19 protein-coding genes are annotated in these 20,849 nt (G+C 65.3%); 10 read left to right on the plus strand and 9 right to left on the minus strand.

Features of this window, described 5'->3' with window-relative positions; translation table 11 throughout:
• Window positions 1-6 precede the first annotated feature (6 nt).
• A complete protein-coding gene (lptC, locus tag L0C59_RS05610; protein ID WP_243090218.1) occupies window positions 7-960 on the plus strand; it encodes an LPS export ABC transporter periplasmic protein LptC in 954 nt (317 codons plus the stop codon).
• Here lptC and L0C59_RS05615 read toward each other — a convergent pair.
• Window positions 957-2,465, minus strand: a complete 1,509-nt coding sequence (locus tag L0C59_RS05615) for an ABC transporter ATP-binding protein (protein ID WP_243090219.1) — start codon at window positions 2,463-2,465, stop codon at window positions 957-959. The two genes, lptC and L0C59_RS05615, sit on opposite strands and share 4 nt — an antisense overlap.
• Window positions 2,466-2,521: 56 nt before the next feature.
• Complete coding sequence (locus L0C59_RS05620) at window positions 2,522-3,646, minus strand: BMP family lipoprotein (protein WP_243090220.1); 1,125 nt, start codon at window positions 3,644-3,646, stop codon at window positions 2,522-2,524.
• A gap of 60 nt (window positions 3,647-3,706) precedes the next feature.
• Here L0C59_RS05620 and ligA point away from each other — a divergent pair, with 60 nt between their 5' ends.
• Window positions 3,707-5,731 (plus strand): NAD-dependent DNA ligase LigA, encoded by a 2,025-nt coding sequence (ligA, locus tag L0C59_RS05625; protein ID WP_243090221.1) that lies wholly within the window; start codon window positions 3,707-3,709, stop codon window positions 5,729-5,731.
• Here ligA and thyX read toward each other — a convergent pair.
• On the minus strand, window positions 5,728-6,528 hold the full coding sequence (gene thyX / locus L0C59_RS05630; RefSeq protein WP_243090222.1) for an FAD-dependent thymidylate synthase: 801 nt from the start codon (window positions 6,526-6,528) through the stop codon (window positions 5,728-5,730). The two genes, ligA and thyX, sit on opposite strands and share 4 nt — an antisense overlap.
• A gap of 184 nt (window positions 6,529-6,712) precedes the next feature.
• Between thyX and trpB the strand changes: the two genes are divergently transcribed.
• Window positions 6,713-7,930: a tryptophan synthase subunit beta gene (gene trpB, locus L0C59_RS05635; protein WP_243090223.1), complete on the plus strand. Its 1,218-nt coding sequence runs from the start codon at window positions 6,713-6,715 to the stop codon at window positions 7,928-7,930.
• Window positions 7,927-8,706, plus strand: a complete 780-nt coding sequence (trpA, locus tag L0C59_RS05640) for a tryptophan synthase subunit alpha (RefSeq protein ID WP_243090224.1) — start codon at window positions 7,927-7,929, stop codon at window positions 8,704-8,706. The genes trpB and trpA overlap by 4 nt, the downstream gene beginning before the upstream one ends.
• Here the strand turns inward: trpA and mqnC are convergent.
• Window positions 8,703-9,839 (minus strand): cyclic dehypoxanthinyl futalosine synthase, encoded by a 1,137-nt coding sequence (mqnC, locus tag L0C59_RS05645; protein WP_243090225.1) that lies wholly within the window; start codon window positions 9,837-9,839, stop codon window positions 8,703-8,705. The genes trpA and mqnC overlap by 4 nt on opposite strands.
• Window positions 9,840-9,895: 56 nt before the next feature.
• Between mqnC and L0C59_RS05650 the strand changes: the two genes are divergently transcribed.
• The 4 genes from L0C59_RS05650 (at window position 9,896) to metG (ending at window position 13,543) form a co-directional block, all read left to right on the plus strand.
• Window positions 9,896-10,381, plus strand: coding sequence for an adenosine diphosphatase (locus L0C59_RS05650; protein WP_243090226.1), 486 nt, complete (start codon window positions 9,896-9,898; stop codon window positions 10,379-10,381).
• Between the two features lie 44 nt (window positions 10,382-10,425).
• Window positions 10,426-10,893 carry a thioredoxin-dependent thiol peroxidase gene (gene bcp / locus L0C59_RS05655; protein ID WP_243090227.1) on the plus strand — a complete coding sequence of 156 codons (468 nt, stop codon included), beginning with the start codon at window positions 10,426-10,428 and terminating at the stop codon, window positions 10,891-10,893.
• A gap of 2 nt (window positions 10,894-10,895) precedes the next feature.
• Window positions 10,896-11,579 carry a ribose-5-phosphate isomerase RpiA gene (gene rpiA, locus L0C59_RS05660; protein WP_243090228.1) on the plus strand — a complete coding sequence of 228 codons (684 nt, stop codon included), beginning with the start codon at window positions 10,896-10,898 and terminating at the stop codon, window positions 11,577-11,579.
• 95 nt (window positions 11,580-11,674) lie between these two features.
• Window positions 11,675-13,543 carry a methionine--tRNA ligase gene (gene metG / locus L0C59_RS05665; protein WP_243090229.1) on the plus strand — a complete coding sequence of 623 codons (1,869 nt, stop codon included), beginning with the start codon at window positions 11,675-11,677 and terminating at the stop codon, window positions 13,541-13,543.
• A 104-nt stretch (window positions 13,544-13,647) separates the two neighbouring features.
• Here the strand turns inward: metG and L0C59_RS05670 are convergent, their stop codons facing one another.
• Window positions 13,648-14,973 carry a S41 family peptidase gene (locus tag L0C59_RS05670; protein ID WP_243090230.1) on the minus strand — a complete coding sequence of 442 codons (1,326 nt, stop codon included), beginning with the start codon at window positions 14,971-14,973 and terminating at the stop codon, window positions 13,648-13,650.
• 77 nt (window positions 14,974-15,050) lie between these two features.
• Here L0C59_RS05670 and ftsE point away from each other — a divergent pair, with 77 nt between their 5' ends.
• Complete coding sequence (gene ftsE, locus L0C59_RS05675) at window positions 15,051-15,779, plus strand: cell division ATP-binding protein FtsE (RefSeq protein ID WP_243090231.1); 729 nt, start codon at window positions 15,051-15,053, stop codon at window positions 15,777-15,779.
• Window positions 15,776-16,336: a ribosome hibernation-promoting factor, HPF/YfiA family gene (gene hpf / locus L0C59_RS05680; RefSeq protein ID WP_243090232.1), complete on the plus strand. Its 561-nt coding sequence runs from the start codon at window positions 15,776-15,778 to the stop codon at window positions 16,334-16,336. Before ftsE ends, hpf begins: the two co-directional genes overlap by 4 nt.
• A 12-nt stretch (window positions 16,337-16,348) precedes the next feature.
• Here hpf and L0C59_RS05685 read toward each other — a convergent pair whose 3' ends face one another.
• The 4 genes from L0C59_RS05685 to L0C59_RS05700 form a co-directional block, all read right to left on the minus strand.
• Entirely contained in the window at window positions 16,349-17,638 is a 1,290-nt protein-coding gene (locus L0C59_RS05685) for a murein hydrolase activator EnvC family protein (RefSeq protein ID WP_243090233.1), read from the minus strand.
• Between the two features lies 1 nt (window position 17,639).
• Window positions 17,640-18,494, minus strand: coding sequence for a cell division protein FtsX (locus tag L0C59_RS05690; protein ID WP_243090234.1), 855 nt, complete (start codon window positions 18,492-18,494; stop codon window positions 17,640-17,642).
• A gap of 164 nt (window positions 18,495-18,658) precedes the next feature.
• Window positions 18,659-19,753 (minus strand): zinc-dependent alcohol dehydrogenase, encoded by a 1,095-nt coding sequence (locus tag L0C59_RS05695; protein WP_243090235.1) that lies wholly within the window; start codon window positions 19,751-19,753, stop codon window positions 18,659-18,661.
• Window positions 19,750-20,811, minus strand: a complete 1,062-nt coding sequence (locus tag L0C59_RS05700) for a class II aldolase/adducin family protein (RefSeq protein WP_243090236.1) — start codon at window positions 20,809-20,811, stop codon at window positions 19,750-19,752. The genes L0C59_RS05695 and L0C59_RS05700 overlap by 4 nt, the downstream gene beginning before the upstream one ends.
• Window positions 20,812-20,849 lie beyond the last annotated feature (38 nt).

The following is a 20,849-nucleotide window of genomic DNA, read 5'->3' on the forward strand; positions in this document are numbered from 1 at the left end:
CTCGAGGTGACCCCTTCCCGCCCCTGGCGCCATCCCCAAAAGCTCCTCCTGGTTCTGGCTGCCCTTTTTCTCCTGGCCTTGGCCCAGGAGGTCTTCCGCCCCCAGGTGGAGCTCACCCGGAAGGAGAAAAAGGTGGTGGCCTGGGTGAGCGGGGAGGAGGGGAGCCTCTTCTATGCGGACTACGGGGACCTCCTGGTGGGGGAGCTGGAGTCCCTCTCCTCTGAAAGGGTCCAGGTGGGGGGCCGGGCCTTCTTCTGGGATCCGGGAAGCGTGGTGGAGAAGGGGCTAGGGGTGGGGGAAAGGGTGGAGGTGGCCTATAACCCCGACTGGGAAAAGGAGGGGCTTCCCTACCTGATGCGTTTGCGGAGGGCTGGAGCAGGGAAGGGGGAGCGCTACCTCCGGCTCGTCCTCTTTGACCCCAGGGGGGTGGAGGTGCGCCTGGGGGAAGAGGTGGAGGCCAGGGGGCCCCTGGCGGTGGTGGAGCGGGGTGGGGTGGAGGAGCTCTACCTCTCCGGGGGAGAGGCCCAGTACCTGGAGGAGGAAGGCCGGCTGGAGCTAAGGCCAGCTCCCGGGAAGGTGGCGGTGGTTCAAGGGCAGGTGCGGGTGGAGGGGCAGAGGCTTCGCTACCAAAACGACACCGGGGAGGCCCTCTTGGCGGGGCCTCTGGAGGTGCGGCGGGAAGGGGAAAAACCCCTTACGGGCAAAGCGGGAAGCCTGCGCTACCTTCTAGACGAGGACCGGCTTTGGCTTCTCGGGGGGGTGGAGCTTACCCAGGAGGGGCGCACCACCAAGGCGGAACGGGCCCTCCTGCGGGAGAAGGAGGGGTACGCCTACCTCTATGGGGGGGTGGAGAGCCGGGACGAAAAGGGCCTGGTGCGAGGGGAACGGGTGCGCTACGCCCTCAAAAGCGGGGAGGTGGTGGTCCTAGGCCAGGTGAGGGGAGAGTTTCGTGGGGACTAGGCAGAAATGCCAGCCATGAGAAGTCCCAGGCGCTCCTCCTTGGCCTCCTCGGGGGTAAGTTCCCCCACGATCCGCCCCTCATACATGACCAGGATCCGGTCCGACAGGCTGATCACCTCGGAGAGGTCCGCGGAGACCAGAAGCACCGCCAGGCCCTGGTCGCGGGCCTCCACCAGGCGCTGGTGGATGAACTCTATGGCCCCCACGTCCACGCCCCGGGTGGGCTGGGCGGCGATGAGGAGCCGGGGCCTCCGCAAAAGTTCCCTGCCCACCACGATTTTCTGCTGGTTTCCCCCGGAGAAGCGCCGGGCGGAGAGGTCCGTGGAGCGAGGGCGGACGTCAAAGGTTTCCACCAGGGTACGGGCATGCTGCTCCATGGCCATCCCGTCCAGAAAGCCTAGAAAGCCGCGGAAGGGCAAGCGGCGCTGGTCCCCCAGGATGGCGTTTTCCCGCACGGAGAAGTCCAGAACCAGCCCCCGGGCAAGCCGGTCTTCGGGGATATGGCTCACGCCCGCCTCCCGCACCTTAAGGGCCAGGTGGGGAAGAGGGTGGCCCAGGTAGCGCACGGTGCCCCGGTACCTGCGCAGGCCCGCCAGGGCCTCCACCAGCTCGGTCTGGCCGTTCCCCTCCACCCCGGCAATGCCCACGATCTCCCCCGCCCGCACGGAGAAGCTCACCCCCTTTAGCCTTGGGGGAGCCTCGAGGTCCTCCACCTCCAGGACCACCTCCCTTGGCCGGGCAGGGCCCTTTTCCACCCTCAAGACCACCTCCCTGCCCACCATCATCCGGGCCAGCTCCTCCAGGGAGGTTTCCGGGGTCTTCACCGTGCCCACCACCCTTCCGTCCCGGATCACCGTGACCCGGTCGGAGACGGAAAGCACCTCCTTCAGCTTGTGGCTGATGAAGATGGCGGCGTTCCCCTTGGCCACATAGGTCCTGAGGAAGCGGAAAAGCTCCTCTGCTTCCTGGGGGGTTAGGACGGCGGTGGGCTCGTCCAGGATGAGGATCTTGGCCTGGCGGTAAAGGGCCTTGAGGATCTCCACCCGTTGCTGTAGCCCCACGGGGAGGTTCTCAATGCGCTCGTCCAAAGGGACCTGGAAGCCCAGTTCCGCCATGAGGGCGGTGGCCCGCTTCCTGGCCTCCTCGAGGTTGAGGTAGAGGGAGCTTCCCGGCTCGAGGCCCAGGACCAGGTTCTCCAGCACGGTGAAGGGTTCCACCAGCATGAAGTGCTGGTGCACCATGCCGATGCCGTGGGCGATGGCGTCCAGGGGGCTTTTGGGCCGGTAGGGTTTGCCGTTCACCCACATCTCCCCTTGGTCCGGGGGCTGTAGGCCATAGACGATCTTCATCAGGGTGGACTTTCCCGCCCCGTTTTCCCCCACCAGGGCCAGGACCTCGCCCCAGTTCAGGTCCAGGCTGATGCGATCGTTGGCCAGGACCAGGGGGAAGCGCTTGGTGATGTCCTTTAGGACCAGGGCCTTTGAGGTAGTTCCGCCGACCTCCACGCCCGGAGTATACAAAAAGGCCGGGAGGTTCCCGGCCTTTTGCTGAGCCCGCCTTCCTAGCGTTTTTCGGGCACCTTAAGCTGGCCCTTGATGATCTGCTGCTTCAAGACCTCCAGCTTGCTGACCACGGCGGCCGGGATCAGGGCCTTGTTGTACTCGTCCAGGGCGTACCCCACCCCGTTGTTGGCCAGGCCGAACTCCCGCACCCCGCCCTTAAAGGCCTTCTGCACCACGCTCTTGATGACCTCGTAGGTGGCCACGTCCACCCGCTTCATCATGGAGGTGAGGCCGTGGTTCAGGGTGCTGGGGTTATTGTCGGTGTCCCCCAGGTAGTTCTGGTTGGCGTCCACCCCGATGAAGAAGAGGGGCGTGGCCTTGGTGCCGTCGGTGCCGCAGGTCTTGGTGTAATCCGCGTACTTGGGCACCTTGGCGTAGGGGTCGGCCTTGCGCACAAAGCGGATGGCCCCGCCCTCCTTGAGGCACTTGGCCTGCTTCACGTAGTCGATGAGGCCCAGGCCCGAGCCTCCGGCGGCGGCGTAGATGATGTCCGCCCCCTGGCGCACCTGGCTGGCGGCGATCTCCTTGGCCTTGGCGGGGTCGTTCCAGGCGGCGGGGGTGTTGCCCACATAGCCCACCAGGACCTTGCCCTGGATCTTGTCCTCCTTGAAGGCGTACTCCGCCCCGGCCCGGAAGCCCGCCTCAAACTTGTGGATGAGGGGGATGTCCATGCCGCCGATGAAGCCCACCACCCCGGTGCGGGTCATCTTGCCGGCGATGTAGCCCACCAGGAAGCTCCCCTCGTGCTCCCGGAAGACCAGGCCCACGGCGTTCAAAAGCTTGCCCTCCCCGGGGACGGCGTCAATGACGGCAAAGTTCACCTTGGGGAACTCCTTGGCGGTGGCGGTGATGGCGGGCTCGTTGGCGAAGCCCACCCCGATCACCAGGTCAAAGCCCTCCTCGGCGAAGGTGCGGATGCCCTGGCCTACCTGGGAGGGGTCGGCGGGCTCAAAGTCAAAGAGCTTGACCCCAAAGTCCTTGGCTGCCTTCTGCGCCCCTTCCCAGGCGGACTGGTTGAAGGAGCGGTCAAACTTACCCCCAGCGTCAAAGGCGATGCCCACGCGGACTTGGGCCAGGCTCAGGCCCAGGGCCAATACTGCCAAAAGGGTTACGATACGTTTCATCTACCACCTCCTATGGCGTTTCGCCGTAGGGCATTATACCGGGTTGGGTAAACTCAAGGCATGACCCTGGAGGAAGCCCGCAAGCGCATCAATGAGCTACGGGACCTGATCCGCTACCACAACTACCGCTACTACGTCCTGGACTCCCCCGAGATCTCCGACGCCGAGTACGACCGGCTTCTGAGGGAGCTGAAGGAGCTGGAGGAGCGCTTTCCTGAGCTCAAAAGCCCCGACTCCCCCACGGAGCAGGTGGGGGCAAGACCCCTCGAGGCCACCTTCCGTCCCATCCGCCACCCAAGCCGCATGTACTCCCTGGATAACGCCTTCACGCTGGAGGAGGTTAAGGCCTTTGAGGAGCGGATCGAGCGGGCCCTGGGGAGGAAGGGGCCCTTGGTGTACACGGTGGAGCACAAGGTGGATGGGCTTTCCGTGAACCTCTACTACGAGGAAGGGGTTCTGGTCTGGGGGGCCACCCGGGGGGATGGGGAAACAGGGGAGGAGGTGACCCAGAACCTCCTCACCATCCCCACCCTTCCCCGAAGGCTACAAGGGGTGCCGGAGCGCCTCGAGGTCCGGGGGGAGGTGTACATGCCCATAGAGGCCTTCCTCCGCCTCAACGAGGAGCTGGAGGAAAAGGGAGAGAGGATCTTCAAAAACCCCAGGAACGCCGCCGCCGGCTCCCTCAGGCAAAAGGACCCAAGGGTTACCGCTAAGAGGGGCCTTAGGGCCACCTTTTACGCCCTGGGGCTTGGTCTTGAAGAGTCTGGGTTAAGGACCCAGTATGAGCTTCTCCACTGGCTTAGGGAGAAGGGCTTTCCCGTGGAGCACGGCTTCGCCCGGGCCCAAGGGGTGGAGGGGGTGGAGAGGGTTTACCAGGCCTGGCTTAAGGAGCGGCGGAGCCTACCCTTTGAGGCGGATGGGGTGGTGGTGAAACTGGATGAGCTTTCCCTTTGGCGGGAGCTGGGCTATACCGCCCGGGCCCCGCGCTTTGCCATCGCCTACAAGTTCCCCGCCGAAGAGAAGGAAACCCGCTTGCTGCAGGTGGTCTTCCAGGTGGGGCGCACGGGTAGGGTCACGCCGGTGGGGGTCCTGGAGCCTGTTTTTATTGAGGGAAGCGAGGTGAGCCGGGTTACCCTTCACAACGAAAGCTACATAGAGGAGCTGGACGTGCGCATCGGGGACTGGGTCCTGGTGCACAAGGCGGGGGGGGTGATTCCCGAGGTGCTCAGGGTCCTGAGGGGAAAGAGAACGGGGGAGGAGAGGCCCATCCACTGGCCAGAAACCTGCCCCGAGTGCGGCCACCGCCTGGCCAAGGAGGGCAAGGTGCACCGCTGCCCCAACCCCCTGTGCCCGGCCAAACGCTTTGAGGCCATCCGCCACTACGCCTCCCGCAAGGCCATGGACATCGGAGGCCTTGGGGAGAAGCTCATCGAGAAGCTCCTGGAAAAGGGCTTGGTGAGGGATGTGGCCGACCTTTACCGGCTTAAGGAGGAGGACCTGGTGGGCCTCGAGCGCATGGGGAAGAAGAGCGCAGGGAACCTTCTCCGTCAGATTGAGGAGAGCAAGGGCCGGGGCCTGGAACGCCTCCTTTACGCCTTGGGGTTGCCGGGGGTGGGGGAGGTTCTGGCCCGGAACCTGGCGGCCCACTTCGGCACCATGGACCGCCTCCTCGAGGCCACGCTGGAGGAGCTCCTCCAGGTGGAGGAGGTGGGGGAGCTCACGGCTCGCGGGATTTACGAGACCCTGCAGGACCCCGCCTTTCGGGACCTGGTGAGGCGCCTTAGGGAGGCTGGGGTGGAGATGGAGGCCAAGGAACGTGGCGAAGAGGCCCTAAAGGGCCTGACCTTCGTCATCACCGGGGAGCTTTCCCGCCCCCGGGAGGAGGTGAAGGCCCTCTTGAGGCGCCTGGGAGCCAAGGTGACGGACTCGGTTAGCCGCAAGACCAGCTACCTGGTGGTGGGGGAGGCCCCGGGGAGCAAGCTGGAGAAGGCCCGGGCCCTGGGGGTGCCCACCCTGACGGAGGAGGAGCTTTACCGGCTCCTAGAGGAGCGCACGGGGAAGCGCCTGGAAGCCCTGGCCTCTTAGGCCTGGTGGCCGGGTGGAAAGAGCTTTTCCAGGGCCTCCTGGAGCCTGGAACCGGAAAGGCCAAGCTCCTTTAGGGCCTTTTCGTAAAGCTCCGGGGTAATAAGCCCCCGGAGGGCCTTTAGCTCCGTATGGGAGAGCTGGGCTCCCTTTAGAACGTGCTCCTCAAAGCTCCCCCAGGCCAGGGGTACATGGGCCTTCACCATCTCGGCGATGGCCTTGGCGTACTGCCTTATCTCCCACTGGGCGTGGGGGTCTAGGCGCAGGGCTAAGAAATGAAAGAGGTTGTGCAGGTCCTGCTTCCAGTAAAACTCCGTGTAAAGGTTGAGGGGCAGGACCATCCGGGCCATCTCCCGGGCGATCCCCTTTTCCAGAAGGGTTTGGTAGGCATGATAGGCTTCCCGCTCCACCCCCTTGAGGAGAAGGGAGGCCTCCTCATCGGAAAGCTCCCCCTCCGAGCCCTGCCTGTTCCGCCGAGCTTGTTGCCGCCAGGCTTCCGGTTCGTAAAACTCCTCCTTGAGGACGGAATAGCGCCCGGAGATCTCGTTCACGCTGGCGGTGCGGTGGCGGAACCACTGGCGCACCACGAAGATGGGGGCCTTCACGTGGAACTTGAACTCCACCATCTCAAAGGGGCTGGTGTGGCGGTGGCGCATGAGGTAGTCGATGAGGGCGGCATCCTCCCGCACCGTCTTGGTGCCCGGGCCGTAGGAAACCCTGGCCGCTTGGACGATGGAGGCATCGCTTCCCATCACCTCCACCAGGCGCACGAATCCCTTGTCAAGGACCGCAATCTCCATGCCCTAGAGTCTACTTGCCCTTTAGGGCAAAGGGGTCTACCCTAAGCTCATGCGGGTCCGCACCCCCTTTGCCTACAAGTGGCGGCACGGGCGCTACAGGCCTTGAGGGCCTTGGCTCTAAGGGCTTGCGGCTTGTAGGATGGATAGGCTTTGTGGCGCCAGCGCGCCCATTTTCGGAGCGAGTATGTTGAGGTTGCCAGACTTTCCCCTGCCCGACCCTCGAGGGCGCTTCGGTCCTTACGGAGGAAGGTATGTCCCCGAGACCTTGATCCCGGCCCTGGAGGAGGTGGAGGCTGCCTACAGGGAGGCCAAGAAGGACCCTGCGTTCTTGGCAGAACTGGAGTACTACCTCAGGACCTTTGCCGGCCGGCCCACCCCCCTTTACCACGCCAAAAGGCTTTCCGAGTACTGGGGTGGGGCCCAGGTTTACCTGAAGCGGGAGGACCTCCTGCACACCGGGGCCCACAAGATCAACAACACCCTGGGCCAGGCCCTCCTGGCCCGGCGCATGGGCAAAAGGCGGGTCATCGCCGAAACCGGCGCCGGGCAGCACGGGGTTTCCGTGGCCACGGTGGCCGCCCTTTTCGGCCTGGAATGCGTGGTTTACATGGGTGAGGAGGATGTGAGGCGGCAGGCCTTGAACGTCTTCCGCATGAAGCTTCTGGGGGCCGAGGTGCGCCCGGTGGCCGCGGGAAGCCGCACCCTTAAGGACGCCACCAACGAGGCCATCCGGGACTGGCTCACCCATGTGCGCACCACCTTCTACATCCTGGGCTCGGTGGTGGGTCCCCACCCCTACCCCATGATGGTGCGGGAATTCCAAAGCGTGATCGGGGAGGAGGTGAAGGAGCAGAGCCAAAAGCTTTTTGGCCGCTTTCCCGACGCCCTCATCGCCGCCGTGGGGGGAGGGTCCAACGCCATCGGGCTCTTTGCCCCCTTTGCCTACCTTCCCGAAAGGGAGCGCCCCCGGCTCATCGGGGTGGAGGCCGCCGGGGAGGGGCTTTCCACCGGTAGGCACGCCGCCAGCATCGGGGCGGGGAAGCGGGGGGTGTTGCACGGCAGCTACATGTACCTTCTCTACGACCACGACGGCCAGATCACCCCGGCCCACTCGGTGTCCGCCGGGCTGGACTACCCCGGGGTGGGGCCGGAGCACAGCTACTACGCCGACCAGGGCATCGCCGAGTACGCGGGGGTGACGGACGAGGAGGCCCTGGAGGGCTTCAAGCTCCTCGCCCGCCTCGAGGGGATCATCCCCGCCCTGGAGTCCGCCCATGCCATCGCCCACGCGGCCAAGGTGGTCCCGGAGATGGACAAGGACCAGATCGTGGTCATCAACCTCTCGGGCCGAGGGGACAAGGACGTGACCGAGGTGATGCGCCTTTTGGGAGGGGAACTATGACCACCCTGGAAGCCTTTGCCCGGGCCAGGGCCGAGGGCCGGGCCGCCTTGATCCCCTACCTCACCGCGGGCTTCCCCAGCCGCGAGGGGTTCCTGCAGGCGGTGAAGGAGGTGTTGCCCTACGCCGACCTTCTGGAGATCGGCCTCCCCTACTCCGATCCCCTGGGGGACGGCCCGGTGATCCAGCGGGCCAGCGAGGAGGCCTTGAGGAAGGGTATGAGCGTCCAGGGCGTTTTGGAGCTCTTCCGGGAGGTGCGCGCCCTCACGGAAAAGCCCCTTTTCCTCATGACCTACCTGAACCCCGTGCTGGCCTGGGGGCCGGAGCGGTTCTTCAGCCTGTTCAAGCAGGCGGGGGCCACGGGCCTCATCCTGCCCGACCTTCCTCCCGATGAGGACCCCTCCCTGGTGCGCCTGGCGCAGGAGATCGGGCTGGAAACAGTGTTTCTCCTGGCCCCCACCTCCACGGATAGGCGGGTGGAGACCGTGGTGGGCTACGCCACCGGGTTCATCTATGCGGTCTCCGTTACCGGGGTCACTGGGGAGCGGGAGCGCCTGCCCGAGGAGGTGCGGGACCTGGTGCGGCGGATCAAGGCCAAAACCTCCTTGCCCGTGGCTGTGGGCTTTGGGGTTTCCGGGCGGGAAACCGCGGCCCAAGCGGCGGTGGCCGACGGGGTGGTGGTGGGAAGCGCCTTGGTGCGGGCCCTCGAGGGGGGTAGGCCCTTGGCCCCCCTCCTGGAGGAGATCCGCCTAGGGTTATTGCAGAAGGAACCCGCTTAGGCCAGGGGAAGCCCGGCTTCCTCACCTAGGATGGCCCTGGGGTCCGGATAGCGCAGGATGCGGTAGAGGGGGTCCCGCTCCGCGGGCCGGAAGCCCGCATCCACGATGTGGCGCACGATCTCCCGCACCGTGGCGTGGGTGCGCCCATGCCCCCCGGCTGCCGAAACCACGTTCTCCTCCAGCATGGTGCTGCCGAAGTCGTCGGCCCCGTAGTAAAGGGCGGCCTGGGCCACCTTGAACCCCAGGGTGGGCCAGGAAGCCTGGAAGTGGGCAAAGTTGTCCAGGGCAAGCCTGGCGATGGCCAGGGTCTTCAGGTACTCATGGCTAGTGGCCCCAGGGGCCTTTCCTTTCAGGCGGGTGTGCTCCACCTGCAGGGTCCAGAGGGCGAAGGCGGCAAAGCCATTCCGGTACTGCTTCAGGGCCTTGTCCTGCTGGGCGCGGATGCCCAGGAGGTGAAGGGTGCGCTCCCTTGGGCCTTCCCCAAAGCCGATCACCATGCTGGCCAGGGTGTAAAGCCCCAAGGCCTGGGCGGCATCCACGATGCGGTACCAGTCCGCGGTCTTGATGCGGGCGGGAGCGGCCTTTTGCCGCACCTCGTCCACCAGGATCTCCGCCCCGGCCCCCGGCATCCCATCTAGGCCAGCCTCCATCAGCTTTTCCAAGATCTCCCCGGCCTTAAGCCCCGTGAGCCTTTCCAGTCCGAGGATCTCCTCGGGGCTGAAGGCGTCAATGCGCAGGTCGGGGAAGCGGTTCTTGAGGTAGCGGAGAAGGTCCAGGTACCACTCCAGGGGAAGCTCGGGGTTCACCCCCCCTTGCATCAGGATGCGCCTTCCCCCCACCTGGTAGAGTTCCGCTACCTTCTCGGCGATGGCTTCGTAGGTGAGGGTGTAGGCATCCTTCTGCCGCCGGGTGCGGTAAAAGGCGCAAAAGGCGCAACCCACCGTGCAGACGTTGGTGTAGTTGATGTTGCGGTCTATGAGAAAGGTCACCACCTCTGGATGGGTTTTCTGAAGGCGCACCTCGTGAGCGGCGGCAGCCAGCTCGGGCAGGGGGAGGTCAAAAAGGGTAAGCACCTCGGCTTCGGTAAGCCTCTCCCCCCCTACGGCCTTTTCCAGAACCTCCATGGGACCCATGCTACACCTTTCGGACCCCCTGGGGTTGGGTCTTGGGCCACGGATAAAATGGGGGCATGGAACTCAAGCTCATCCCCATAGAGAAGCCGGAAAACCTCAACGTCATCCTGGGCCAGGCCCACTTCATCAAGACGGTGGAGGACCTCCACGAGGCTTTGGTGACCGCCGTGCCGGGCATCAAGTTCGGCTTGGCCTTCTCCGAGGCCAGCGGCAAGCGCCTGGTGCGGCGCTCGGGCACCGATCCCGAGCTTACCGAGCTTGCGGTGAAAAACCTCCTCAACCTGGCGGCGGGACACACCTTCCTCATCTTTTTAGGGGAGGGGTTTTACCCCATTAACGTGCTCCATGCGGTGAAGGCCTGCCCAGAGGTGGTGCGCATCTTTGCCGCCACCGCCAATCCCCTCAAGGTGGTGGTGGCGGAGGAAGGAGAGCAGCGGGCCATCCTGGGGGTGATGGATGGCTTTACGCCCCTGGGGGTGGAGGACGAGGCCGAGGTGGCCTGGCGTAAGGACCTTCTCCGCCGTTTCGGCTACAAACTTTAGCGCCCCCTTATCCCTGCTCCGGGGGCTTGGGGTAAGATGCCCCCATGGAGCCTGGAACCCTTGCGTCCGACTTCGCCCTGCCGGACCAGGAGGGGCGGATTCACCGGCTTTCCGATTACCGGGGGAAGTGGGTGGTTCTCTACTTCTACCCCAAGGACGACACCCCGGGTTGCACCAAGGAGGCTTGTGGGTTTCGCGACCGCATGGGGGATCTACAGGAGCTGGGTGCCGTGGTGCTTGGGGTGTCGGCGGATGACGTCCAGAGCCACAAGCGCTTTGCCGAGAAGTACGGCCTAAACTTTCCCCTTCTTGCCGATCCCGAGCGGCAGGTGATCACCGCTTACGGGGCTTGGGGGAGGAAGAAGCTTTACGGCAAGGAGTACGAGGGGATTTTGCGCCAGACCTTCCTGATAGACCCCGAAGGGCGCATCGCCAAGGTATGGAAAAAGGTGTCCCCGGAGGGGCATGCCGAGGAAGTGGCCGAGGCCTTGCGGAGCTTAAGGGGGTTCTAGCCATGGAAAGACCCTTGGAATCGTATAAGAAGGAGGCGGCCCACGCCGCTGTGGCCTATGTCCAGGATGGCATGGTGGTGGGCTTGGGAACGGGGTCCACGGCCCGGTATGCCGTCTTGGAGCTGGCCCGGCGCCTCCGGGAAGGGGAGCTTAAGGGGGTTAAAGGGGTTCCCACCTCGGAGGCCACCAAGGACCTGGCCCTTAGGGAGGGGATCCCCTTGCTGGACCTTCCTCCGGAGGGGGTGGACCTCGCCATTGACGGGGCCGATGAGATCGCCCCGGACCTTTCCCTGATAAAGGGCCTGGGCGGGGCTCTCCTGCGGGAGAAGATTGTGGAGAGCAACGCCAAGGAGTTTATCGTGATCGCCGACCACACCAAGAAGGTGCCCGTGCTGGGCCGGGGGGTGGTGCCGGTGGAGATCGTGCCCTTTGGCCATCTGGCCACCTTGAAGGCCATCCGCGCCCTGGGCGGGGAGCCGGAGCTCAGGATGGAGGGGGATGAGTTCTACTTCACCGATGGGGGTCATCTCATCGCCGACGTGCGCTTTGGCCCCATCGGGGATCCCTTGGGCCTGCACAAGGCCCTCCTGGAGATCCCCGGGGTGGTGGAAACGGGGATCTTCGTGGGACTCGCCACCCGGGCCTTGGTGGCGGGGCCCATGGGGGTGGAGGAGATCCTCCCGTAAGGTGTAGAATCGGACCCATGAAGGGCATGCCCCATTCTTAGGGCGGGAGGGCCTTCCCGCCCGGGGCGCATGCCCCGGTTTTTCTTGGAGGAGGGATGGAAAAGGTTTTTTACATCACCACCCCCATCTACTACGTGAATGCGGAACCCCACCTGGGCCACGCCTACACCACGGTGGTGGCGGACTTCCTGGCCCGCTGGCACCGGTTGGACGGATACCGGACCTTTTTCCTCACCGGCACCGACGAGCACGGGGAAACCGTCTACCGGGCGGCCCTGAAGGCGGGAGAGGAGCCAAAGGCCTTTGTGGACCGGGTATCCCAGCGCTTCCGCAAGGCTTGGGAGCTTTTGGGCATCGCCTACGACGATTTCATCCGTACCACCGAGGAGCGGCATAAGCGGGTGGTGCAACGGGTCTTACAGAAGGTCTACGAGGCTGGGGACATCTACTACGGGGAGTATGAGGGGCTTTACTGCGTAAGCTGCGAGCGTTTTTATACGGAGAAGGAGCTTCAAGGGGATCTTTGCCCCATTCACGCCCGCCCCGTGGAGCGGAGACGGGAAGGGAACTACTTCTTCCGCATGGAGAAGTACCGGGAGTGGCTCATCGATTACCTCCAGACCCACCCGGACCTGATCCGGCCTGAGGGGTATAGGAACGAGGTGCTCTCCATGCTCTCCGAGCCCATTGGGGACCTTTCCATCTCCCGGCCCAAGGCCCGGGTACCCTGGGGCATCCCCTTGCCCTGGGATGAGGCCCACGTGACCTACGTGTGGTTTGACGCCCTCATCAACTACGTTTCCGCCCTGGGCTACCCCGAGGACCCTCGCTACGCCACCTTCTGGCCCCAGGCCTGGCATCTGATCGGCAAGGACATCCTGAAGCCCCATGCCGTCTTCTGGCCCACCATGCTGAAGGCGGCGGGGATTCCCATGTACCGGCACCTGAACGTGGGGGGGTTCCTGCTGGGGCCGGATGGGCGGAAGATGAGCAAGACTCTGGGGAACGTGGTGGATCCCTTTGCCCTCACGGAGAAGTACGGCCGGGATGCGGTGCGCTATTACCTTTTGCGGGAGATTCCCTATGGCCAGGATACGCCGGTGAGCGAGGAGGCCTTGAAGGCTAGGTACGAGGCGGATCTCGCCGACGACCTGGGCAACCTTCTCCAGCGCACCCGGGCCATGCTCTTTCGTTTCGCTGAGGGACGCATTCCCGAGCCGGTTCCCGGGGAGGAGCTGGAGGAGGGCACGCGCCTTGCGGGACGCCTCAGGGGTCTGGTGCGGGACCTTCGCTTCCACGTGGCCCTCGAGGAGGCCATGGCCTACGTCAAGGCCATAAACCGCTACATCAACGAGAAGCGTCCCTGGGAGCTATTCAAGGGGGATCCCAAGGAGGCCAGGGCGGCGCTCTACCGGGTGGTGGAGGGTCTGAGGATCGCTTCCATCCTCCTTACCCCGGCCATGCCGGGCAAGATGGCCGAGCTAAGGCGGGCCTTGGGCCTGAAGGAGGAGGTGAGCCTCGAGGAGGCGGAGCGCTGGGGCTTGGCGGAACCCCTCCCCCTTCCCCAGGAGGCAGGGGTTCTCTTTCCCAAGGAGGCCAGGGGTTCCGGAGAGGGCCAAATGGAGGATCATCCAGAGGATCGCCTCATCGGCATAGAGGATTTCGCCAAGGTGGAGCTGAGGGTGGCGGAGGTGGTGGCGGCGGAGAAGCATCCCAACGCCGATAGGCTTTTGGTGCTCCGGCTTTCCCTGGGGAACGAAGAGCGCACCGTGGTTTCCGGCATCGCCCGGTGGTACCGCCCCGAGGAGCTCGTGGGGAAGAAGGTGGTGCTGGTGGCCAATCTGAAACCGGCCAGGCTCCGAGGAGTGGAGAGCCAGGGAATGATCCTGGCGGCTTCGGAAGGGGATAGGCTCACCCTGGTCACCGTGGAGGGGGATATTCCCCCGGGGGCGGTGGTGAGATAGCTTTAGGGGTGCAGCGGACCGCCAAGGCCCCACCTCGGCGGAGCCAGGGTGGGGTGGGCCAAAGAGGCCGGGGAAAACCCGGCCCCTTCGGCCATCCGCCCAGGCTAACGGGCGGCCTTAAGCTCCTCCAAGGCCCGCTTGAGGATGGCGTCTCCCTCCAGGTCCAAGACCGCCTGCCCCCGGTCTTCGGGAAGGGGCCGCTGGCGCTGGGGCTCGGCGTAGGTGAACTTACCCTCGGCATCGGCCTTCACCTTCACGGTCTTGCCGTTTAGGGTTACGCTGACCTCGGCCCCCGGGGGTGCCCCGACCCCTTGTAGGGAGAGGGGGGTGGGGAAGCGGGTGTCCTTCACCTCGATGTCGGGCTTCAGGCCCTCCTTGTTGATGGCCCGGCGCTTGGGGGTGAGCCACTCAAAGGTGACCAGGGTGAGCTCGCCCCCGTTGGCCAGGGTGTAGGGGGTCTGGCCCACGCCCTTGCCGAAGGTTTTCTCCCCGATGACCTTGGCCCGGCCGTGGTCCTGCAGGGCCCCGGCCACGATCTCGCTGGCGGAGGCGCTGTTCCCGTTCACCAGGACCACCATGGGGCCATCCCACAAGGGCCTCCCCGAGGCCTCGCACCAGACCCGGGTGAGGTTCTTGGTGCGGGTGTAGACGATGGGGCCTTCCTTAAGGAAGGCGCTGGCCACGGCGCAGCCCTGGTCCAAAAGGCCTCCTCCGTTGTCCCTGAGGTCAAGGATGAGCTTCTTGATGCCCTGGGCCTTGAGCCCATCAATGGCCTTCTTCAGCTGGTCCTCCACCTTGAAGTTGGCGAAGGTCTCCAAGGCCACATAGCCCACATCCCCGATCCTCCCCGTGGAAACCGAGATGATTTCCACCTTTTCCCGGATGAGCTCGAAGACCAAGGGGGCAGGGGCCCCTTCCCGCCGCACCTTGATGGTGACCTTGGTGCCCTCCCGGCCGCGGATTCTGGCCACCACTTCCTGGAGGGGAAGCCCGGTCACATCCTCCCCGTCCACCTCGAGGATCACATCCCCGGCCCGCATACCGGCCCGCTGGGCGGGAAGGCCCTTCATCACCCCTTCGATCCTCGCCCCCGTGCCGTCGGGGTTGGCGGGGGAGAGGGTGGCCCCGATGCCGAAGAACTCCCCCCTGAGATCCTCCTGCCGGAGGCTTGCCCGCTGGGGTGGGGAGTAGCTGGTGAAGGGGTCCTTCAGGGCGGAAACCATGCCCCCGATGGCCCCTTCCAGGAGGGCGTTGAGCTTCTCCCGGGGCAGGGGTTCCAGATAGTCCTGCTGGATCCTCTGGTAGACCTCCAGGAGGGCCTGGCCGTTGGGGTTTTGCAGGAGGTTTTCCGCTTGGGGACGAGGTAGCTGGGCGTATACCAGGGCCAGGATCACCCCGAGCCCGGCGATGAACCATGCGCGTCTTTTCATCTCTTCCCTCACCTAGCCTCCACTATAGCGCCCCACCATGAGAAACAACCGTGGTCTGCCTTCCGTATAGTAAGGGCATGATCGCCTTCCACCGGGTGGGCCTGGAGTACCCCCGCACGGGGACTAAGGCGCTTTACAACGTGAGCCTCGAGGTCAAGAAGGGGGAGTTCGTCTACGTGGTGGGCCACTCGGGGGCGGGAAAGTCCACCCTGCTTTCCCTGATCTTGCGCCGGCTTCTTCCCACCCAGGGGGCGGTGTACTTCGCCGGGCAAAACCTGAGGCTCCTCAAGGGGGACCAGGTGGCCCTCCACCGTCGCAGGATCGGCATGGTCTTCCAGGACCACCGCCTCCTTTCCGACATGACGGTGGAGGAGAACCTGGCCTTTGTCCTCCGGGTGCAGGGGGTTCCCCAGAGGGAGTGGGGGGAGCGGATCTTTACCGCCCTGCGCCGGGTGGGGCTTGCCCACAAGAAAAGGGCTTTTCCCGAGGAGCTTTCCGTGGGGGAGGCCCAGCGGGTGGCCCTGGCCCGGGCCCTGCTTTTGGACCCTCCCGTGATCCTGGCCGACGAGCCCACGGGGAACCTGGACCTGGATAACGCCCTAGGGGTGCTGGACATCCTCAAGGCCGCCCACCAGCGGGGGGCCACGGTGGTGGTGGCCACCCACAGCCGGGAGCTCCTGGAGGCCTACCCGGCCCGGGTGGTGGTGCTGAAGGCGGGGCAGGTGGTGCGGGACGAACGTCCGGGGGAAGGTGGTAGCATAAGGGTAAGGGAAAGCCCTGACCGGGGCGGAAAGGAGGGCGCATGAACGTCTACAAACTCATCGGTCGCAACCTGGAGATCACCGACGCCATCCGGGACTACGTGGAGCGGAAGCTCTCCCGCCTGGACCGCTACCAGAACGGGGAGCTCATGGCCAAGGTGGTGCTTTCCTTGGCGGGCAGCAATCACGTGGCCCGCAAGGCCAAGGCCGAGGTACAGGTGGACCTCCCCGGGGGGCTCGTGAGGGTGGAGGAGGAGGACGCGGACCTTTACGCGGCCATCGACCGCATGGTGGACCGCCTGGAAACCCAGCTCAAGCGCTTCAAGGAGCGCCGCTTTATTGGCAAGCGCCACTCGTACCAGGGGCCTCCGCCCCCGGAGGTGCAGGACCTCGAGGCCCTGCGCAAGCCCGAGGAGGAGGAAGGTCCCAGGATCGTCCGGGTCAAGCGCTTTGAGATGAAGCCCATGGGCCCCGAGGAGGCGGCCTTCCAAATGGAGGCCTTGGGCCACGATTTCTTTGTGTTCCGCAACGCCAGGACCGACGAGATCAACGTCATCTACCGCCGCAAGGACGGCCACTACGGGCTTATCGAACCGGCATAGCCTTAAAGGCCCCTAGTAGTAGGCGGAGGGATCCACGAAGCGGGTCTCTCCGCTCACGCGTACCGCCACCCTGAATTCCAGCTCCTCCGGGCGGATGAGGAGGCCGCCCCCCGTGTAGCCGAGGAGCTGGCCCCGCTCTACCCTTTGCCCCTCCTGCACCAGGGGCTCCTGCAGGTTGGTGTAGACGGTGGAAAGGGTTTCCGTATGCGCCAGCATCACCGTGTAGCCCAGGTTGGGCAGGTAGAGGATACCGGCCACGTATCCCTCGGCGGCTGCTTGCACGGGGCTTCCCGGGGCTGGGCCCTGGATCACCTGGAAGGGTCCTTCCTGCCCATAGGGCACCAGGATCCTGCCCCCGGGTACGGGGAAGGCCAGCCGGCCCACGGTGGCGGGCAGGGGGGGAGGGGGCACCACCACGCTGGCTTCCCGGGGCGCCCTTTGGGCCGCGGCTTGGCGGCGTTCGGCCTCCCGCCTTCGCCGTTCCTCCTCCTGGCGCTTGAGCTCCAGGAGGCGTTGCCTCTCCGCCAGGACCCGGGCCTGGAGCTGGGCCAGCTCCGCTTGCAGGCGCCCCCTTTCCTGTAGGGCGTCCCGCAGGAGGGCTCTTTTGCCCTGGGCTTCCCGCTCTAGGCTGGAGAGGGTAGCCTCCAGCTCCCTCTTCTGCCCCTCCAGGGCCTTTTGGGTTTCCCCAAGGGCCTTTTCCTTGGCGGTGAGGTCGGCGAGGAGAAGGCTTAGGCGCTCCCGTTCCTCCCTCAGGGCCTTCAGGGTGGCCTGAAGGGCGCGAACCAGGTCCGCATCCCGCTTGGAGATGTACCCCACCCAGCGGGCCCGCACCGCCAGATCGGTGAAGGATTGGGCCCTGAGGAGGGGTAGGTAGCGGCCCGCCTTTTCCCGGTGCAGGTTTCGCATCAGGGCCTGAAGCCGTTCCTTGAGGCTTTCCAGATCCATTTCCAGCTTGGCGATGCGCCCTTCTGTACGGCGTATCTCCTCTTTCAGCTGGGCGATCTGCCGGCTTAAGGCGGCGCGCTCCCTTTCCAACCGGGTGATTTCCCCCTCCAGGCGGGCCTTCTCCTTAAGTAGGTTCTCCACCCGACTGGAGAGGCGGGAGAGCTCCTGGTTTAGGATCCGGATCCGCTTTTGGCTTTGCTCCTCGAGGGCCTTAGCCCGGTTCAGCTGGCTTTCCAGGTTGCGCAGGGTGCCCTCTACCAGCTGGCTTTGCTGGGGGGCGGACACGTTCTGGCCCAAGGCCCATGGGAGAAGGCCTTGGCACAAAAGCACGGGGAGGAGAAGCCAGCTAAGGCGCATCCTAGACTTCCCTCAGATAGGCCCGGGTGGCCATGAAGGCTCCGCCAGCCCCCAGGATGGCTGCCAGGGCCAGGACCATAAGACCCGTCTGCCAGAGGTCCTTGGCCCCCAGCACGGGGAGGAAGGGAAGGAGCCCCTGGAGGGCCTGCGCCAGGCCCCGGTACAGGAGGCTACCCAAGGACACCGCCAGGAGGCTTGCCCCCAGGGTGAGCAGGAGCCCTTCCACCACGAAGGGGGCCTGGATGAACCGCCGAGTGGCCCCCACCAGGAGCATGATGCCCAGGGCTTCCTTGCGGCTTTCCAGGGATAGGCGGATGGAGCCCATGACGCTGAAGAAGGTGTTGAGGAGAAGGAGCCCCACCAGGACCCCCATGGCCAGCCGGCTTCCGGATAGCACCTGGACCAACCGTTCCGTGAGCTCCCCCCCGTACTCCACCCCTTCTACCCCGGGAAGCTTCCTGAGCCTTTCCGCCACCTGGCGCACCGCCTCCGGATCCTTAAGCCTCAGGCGCAGGGTGTCGGGCAAGGGGTTTTCCACCAGGTCCTTGGCCTCGGCCAGGTAGGGGTAGTCCAGGACCAGCTGGGCCAGGGCCTCCTCCTTGCTTTGCAGCCGCACCTCGCCCACTTCCGGCCAGCCCTGGATCTCGGTGAGAAGGGCTTCCACATCGGCCTTCTTTTGCAGGAAGGCCGCCACTTCCAGTTCCCGCTCCAGGGTGTGCACCACCCGCTCCAGGTTCCAAAGGACTAGGCCCAGGAAATGGAGGAGGGCGAAGGATACCAGGGCGGTGAAGAAGGTGGCGAGGCTGGCCGTGGGATGGCGGAGGATCTGCCGCAGGCCCTCGCGCAGGGCGTACATGCTCTACATCTTACGCCCCTGGCTTGAGAAAAGGCTTGGGAGGGGATAAAGGGGGCATTGGCAGGAGGTGGGGCGTGAAACGCGCTCCCTTTTTGAGCGGCTCTTGGCCCACCAGGACCCCCTTGACCCTAAGCGTGGCCCCTTGGGCCAGGGGGTACCCCCCTTCAGGACACATTTGGCCGGAGTAGGGCCTTGCCCTTGGCGGAAAGGGCCTTTGGCCAATCGGTGAGGGGGAAGATGCCCCCGATGAGGGCCTCGAGGCCTCGGAGCTCGGGAAGGAGTCCCACCGCCTGGGCAAACTCCTCGGGGCTATAGGTGTAGCTTCCCACCAGGCCCACCTCCTTGAACCAGAAGGGGGAGAGGTCGGCCCAGTCCAGCCCCGGGGCCCCCAGGAGGAGGACCCGGCCTCCTTCCTGGGCCAGGGCAAGGGCCTGGCGGAAACCCGCCCCGCTTCCCGAGGCCTCGAGGACCGCCTCGTACCCACCCCGGTATCCCTCAAAGAGGAGGTAGCGGTAGCGCCTGGCCCTTTCCCGCAGGGCCTCCTTGGCGCTCCCAAAAACCCCGTCCGCCCCGAAGGCCAAAGCCCGTTCCGCCTGGTGGGGGTACTTGGCCACGGCATAGACCCTTCCGGAAAACCCCAGGGCCCTAAGGGCCTGGAGGGCCAGGAGGCCCAAGGTACCCATGCCCAGGATCAGGACCTCCTTGGGCCAGGGCTTTAACTTCTTGAGGCCCCGCACCACCACCGCCAAGGGTTCGGCGAGCACCGCCCGTTCCTCGGGCACGCCTTCGGGAATGGGGTAAAGCCTTTCCGGCCGGGCCAGGACCCACTCCCCAAAGCCCCCGGGGAGGTCCCGGTTGTAGCCCAGCATGCCCGGGGCCAGGGACCCTTCCGCCACGTTTTGGCATAGGCCTTCCTCGCCCTCCTGGCACTTCGGGCAAGGGGGAAGGCCCCGGTCGGCGCAGGTGAGAAGGGGGTTCACCGCCACCAGGCTTCCCTCCACCTCCCCCAGGATCTCGTGGCCAAGGACGGCGGGAAAGGAGAAGAAGGGGCTGATGGATGGGGGGCTTTTCCCATAGAGAAGGGCCAGGTCCGAGCCACAGACCCCGCTAAGCCGCACCTTGACCCTTACGAAGCCTGGCCGCTCGGGAAGGGGAAGTTGGACGAGGCTTAGGGGCAGAAGGCCCTTGGGGAGTCGCTTGCCCAGGGCCCTGGCGGCGAGGAAGCGGGGAAGGGAAGGGGTGTAGAGGAGGGCCTTCATGACATGGGGACGGTGCGGACGAGCTTGCCCTCTATCCGCTCCATGATCTCGTCCAGGCTGCGCCCGGTGATGGTGAGGCCATGGTTCTTCAGGCCCACCACCGCCCGGGTGGGGTCTGGGGCCTGGCGCACCTTCTCCGCCACCGCCTGGGCCAGCTCGTAGGTGCCGCAGGGGTAGTTGAAGGGGGTGGCGGGAACCCCTTCCATCCAGGCGTGCACGTGCAGGATGGCCCCGACCCCGGGGTGCTCCCGGTAGATCATCCAGTGCTCGATGGCGTCCACGCTCACCCGCCTGGGTTCCACGTGGGGGGGCACGGAGAGGAGGATGGCGTTTTCCTGGGGGTCGTAGTCCTTCACCATCAGGATGTCCCGGCCGATCTCCTTGAGGTTGGCCTTGTCCACCCCGCTGGCCGACATCCAGAAGCGGCGCTCATCCTTGCGCACGGAGAGGTTGCCGTAGGAAAGCCCCCCGATGCCGTAAAGCCGTTTGACATGCCGGAGGTCCTCGGGGGGCAGGATCTCCTCGATGGGGAAGGGGGCAGGAAGAAGGTCCCACTCCTTGAGTTTCTTCCCTGCCCGGTACATGCTTGCCGTAAGCTCATCCCCCTGCCAGAGTTCGGGCTCGAGGTCCTTGTGGAAGATGTTGTTGATGACCAGGCGGCTGCAGGCGATGGGCCTTAGGCGCGCGGCCACCCTCTCGTAAAACCCTTCCCCGTTGGGCTCGTCGTAGTGCCCGAGCTCCAGGGTGAGGAACTTGACCCCCCGGCTGGGCACATAGGCCAGAAGCACGTTGGAAAGGGCCCGGACCAGGTAGGGATAGAGGGCCTGGAGGGGGTTTTCGGGAAAGTCGGGGAGCTCCAGCACCGAGGCCACGAAGGTGGCCTGGGCCCGCCGGCGGTAAGGGCGTGGGTTTTCCGGGGAGATGGCGTTCAGCACCAGGTTGGGAGCCTTGGCCTCGGGGTTGTAGCGGAACCCCTGGGCCTCCAGGGCTCTTCCCAGTCCTTCTAAAAAGGCTTGGACCCTAGGGGAAGGTTCGCCGTGGATCATGTACTCCCACATAATGCCCTCCTTGCTCTGGTCCTTAGCCTACCCCATAC

Source organism: Thermus neutrinimicus (assembly GCF_022760955.1).
Taxonomy (GTDB): Bacteria; Deinococcota; Deinococci; order Deinococcales; family Thermaceae; genus Thermus; species Thermus neutrinimicus.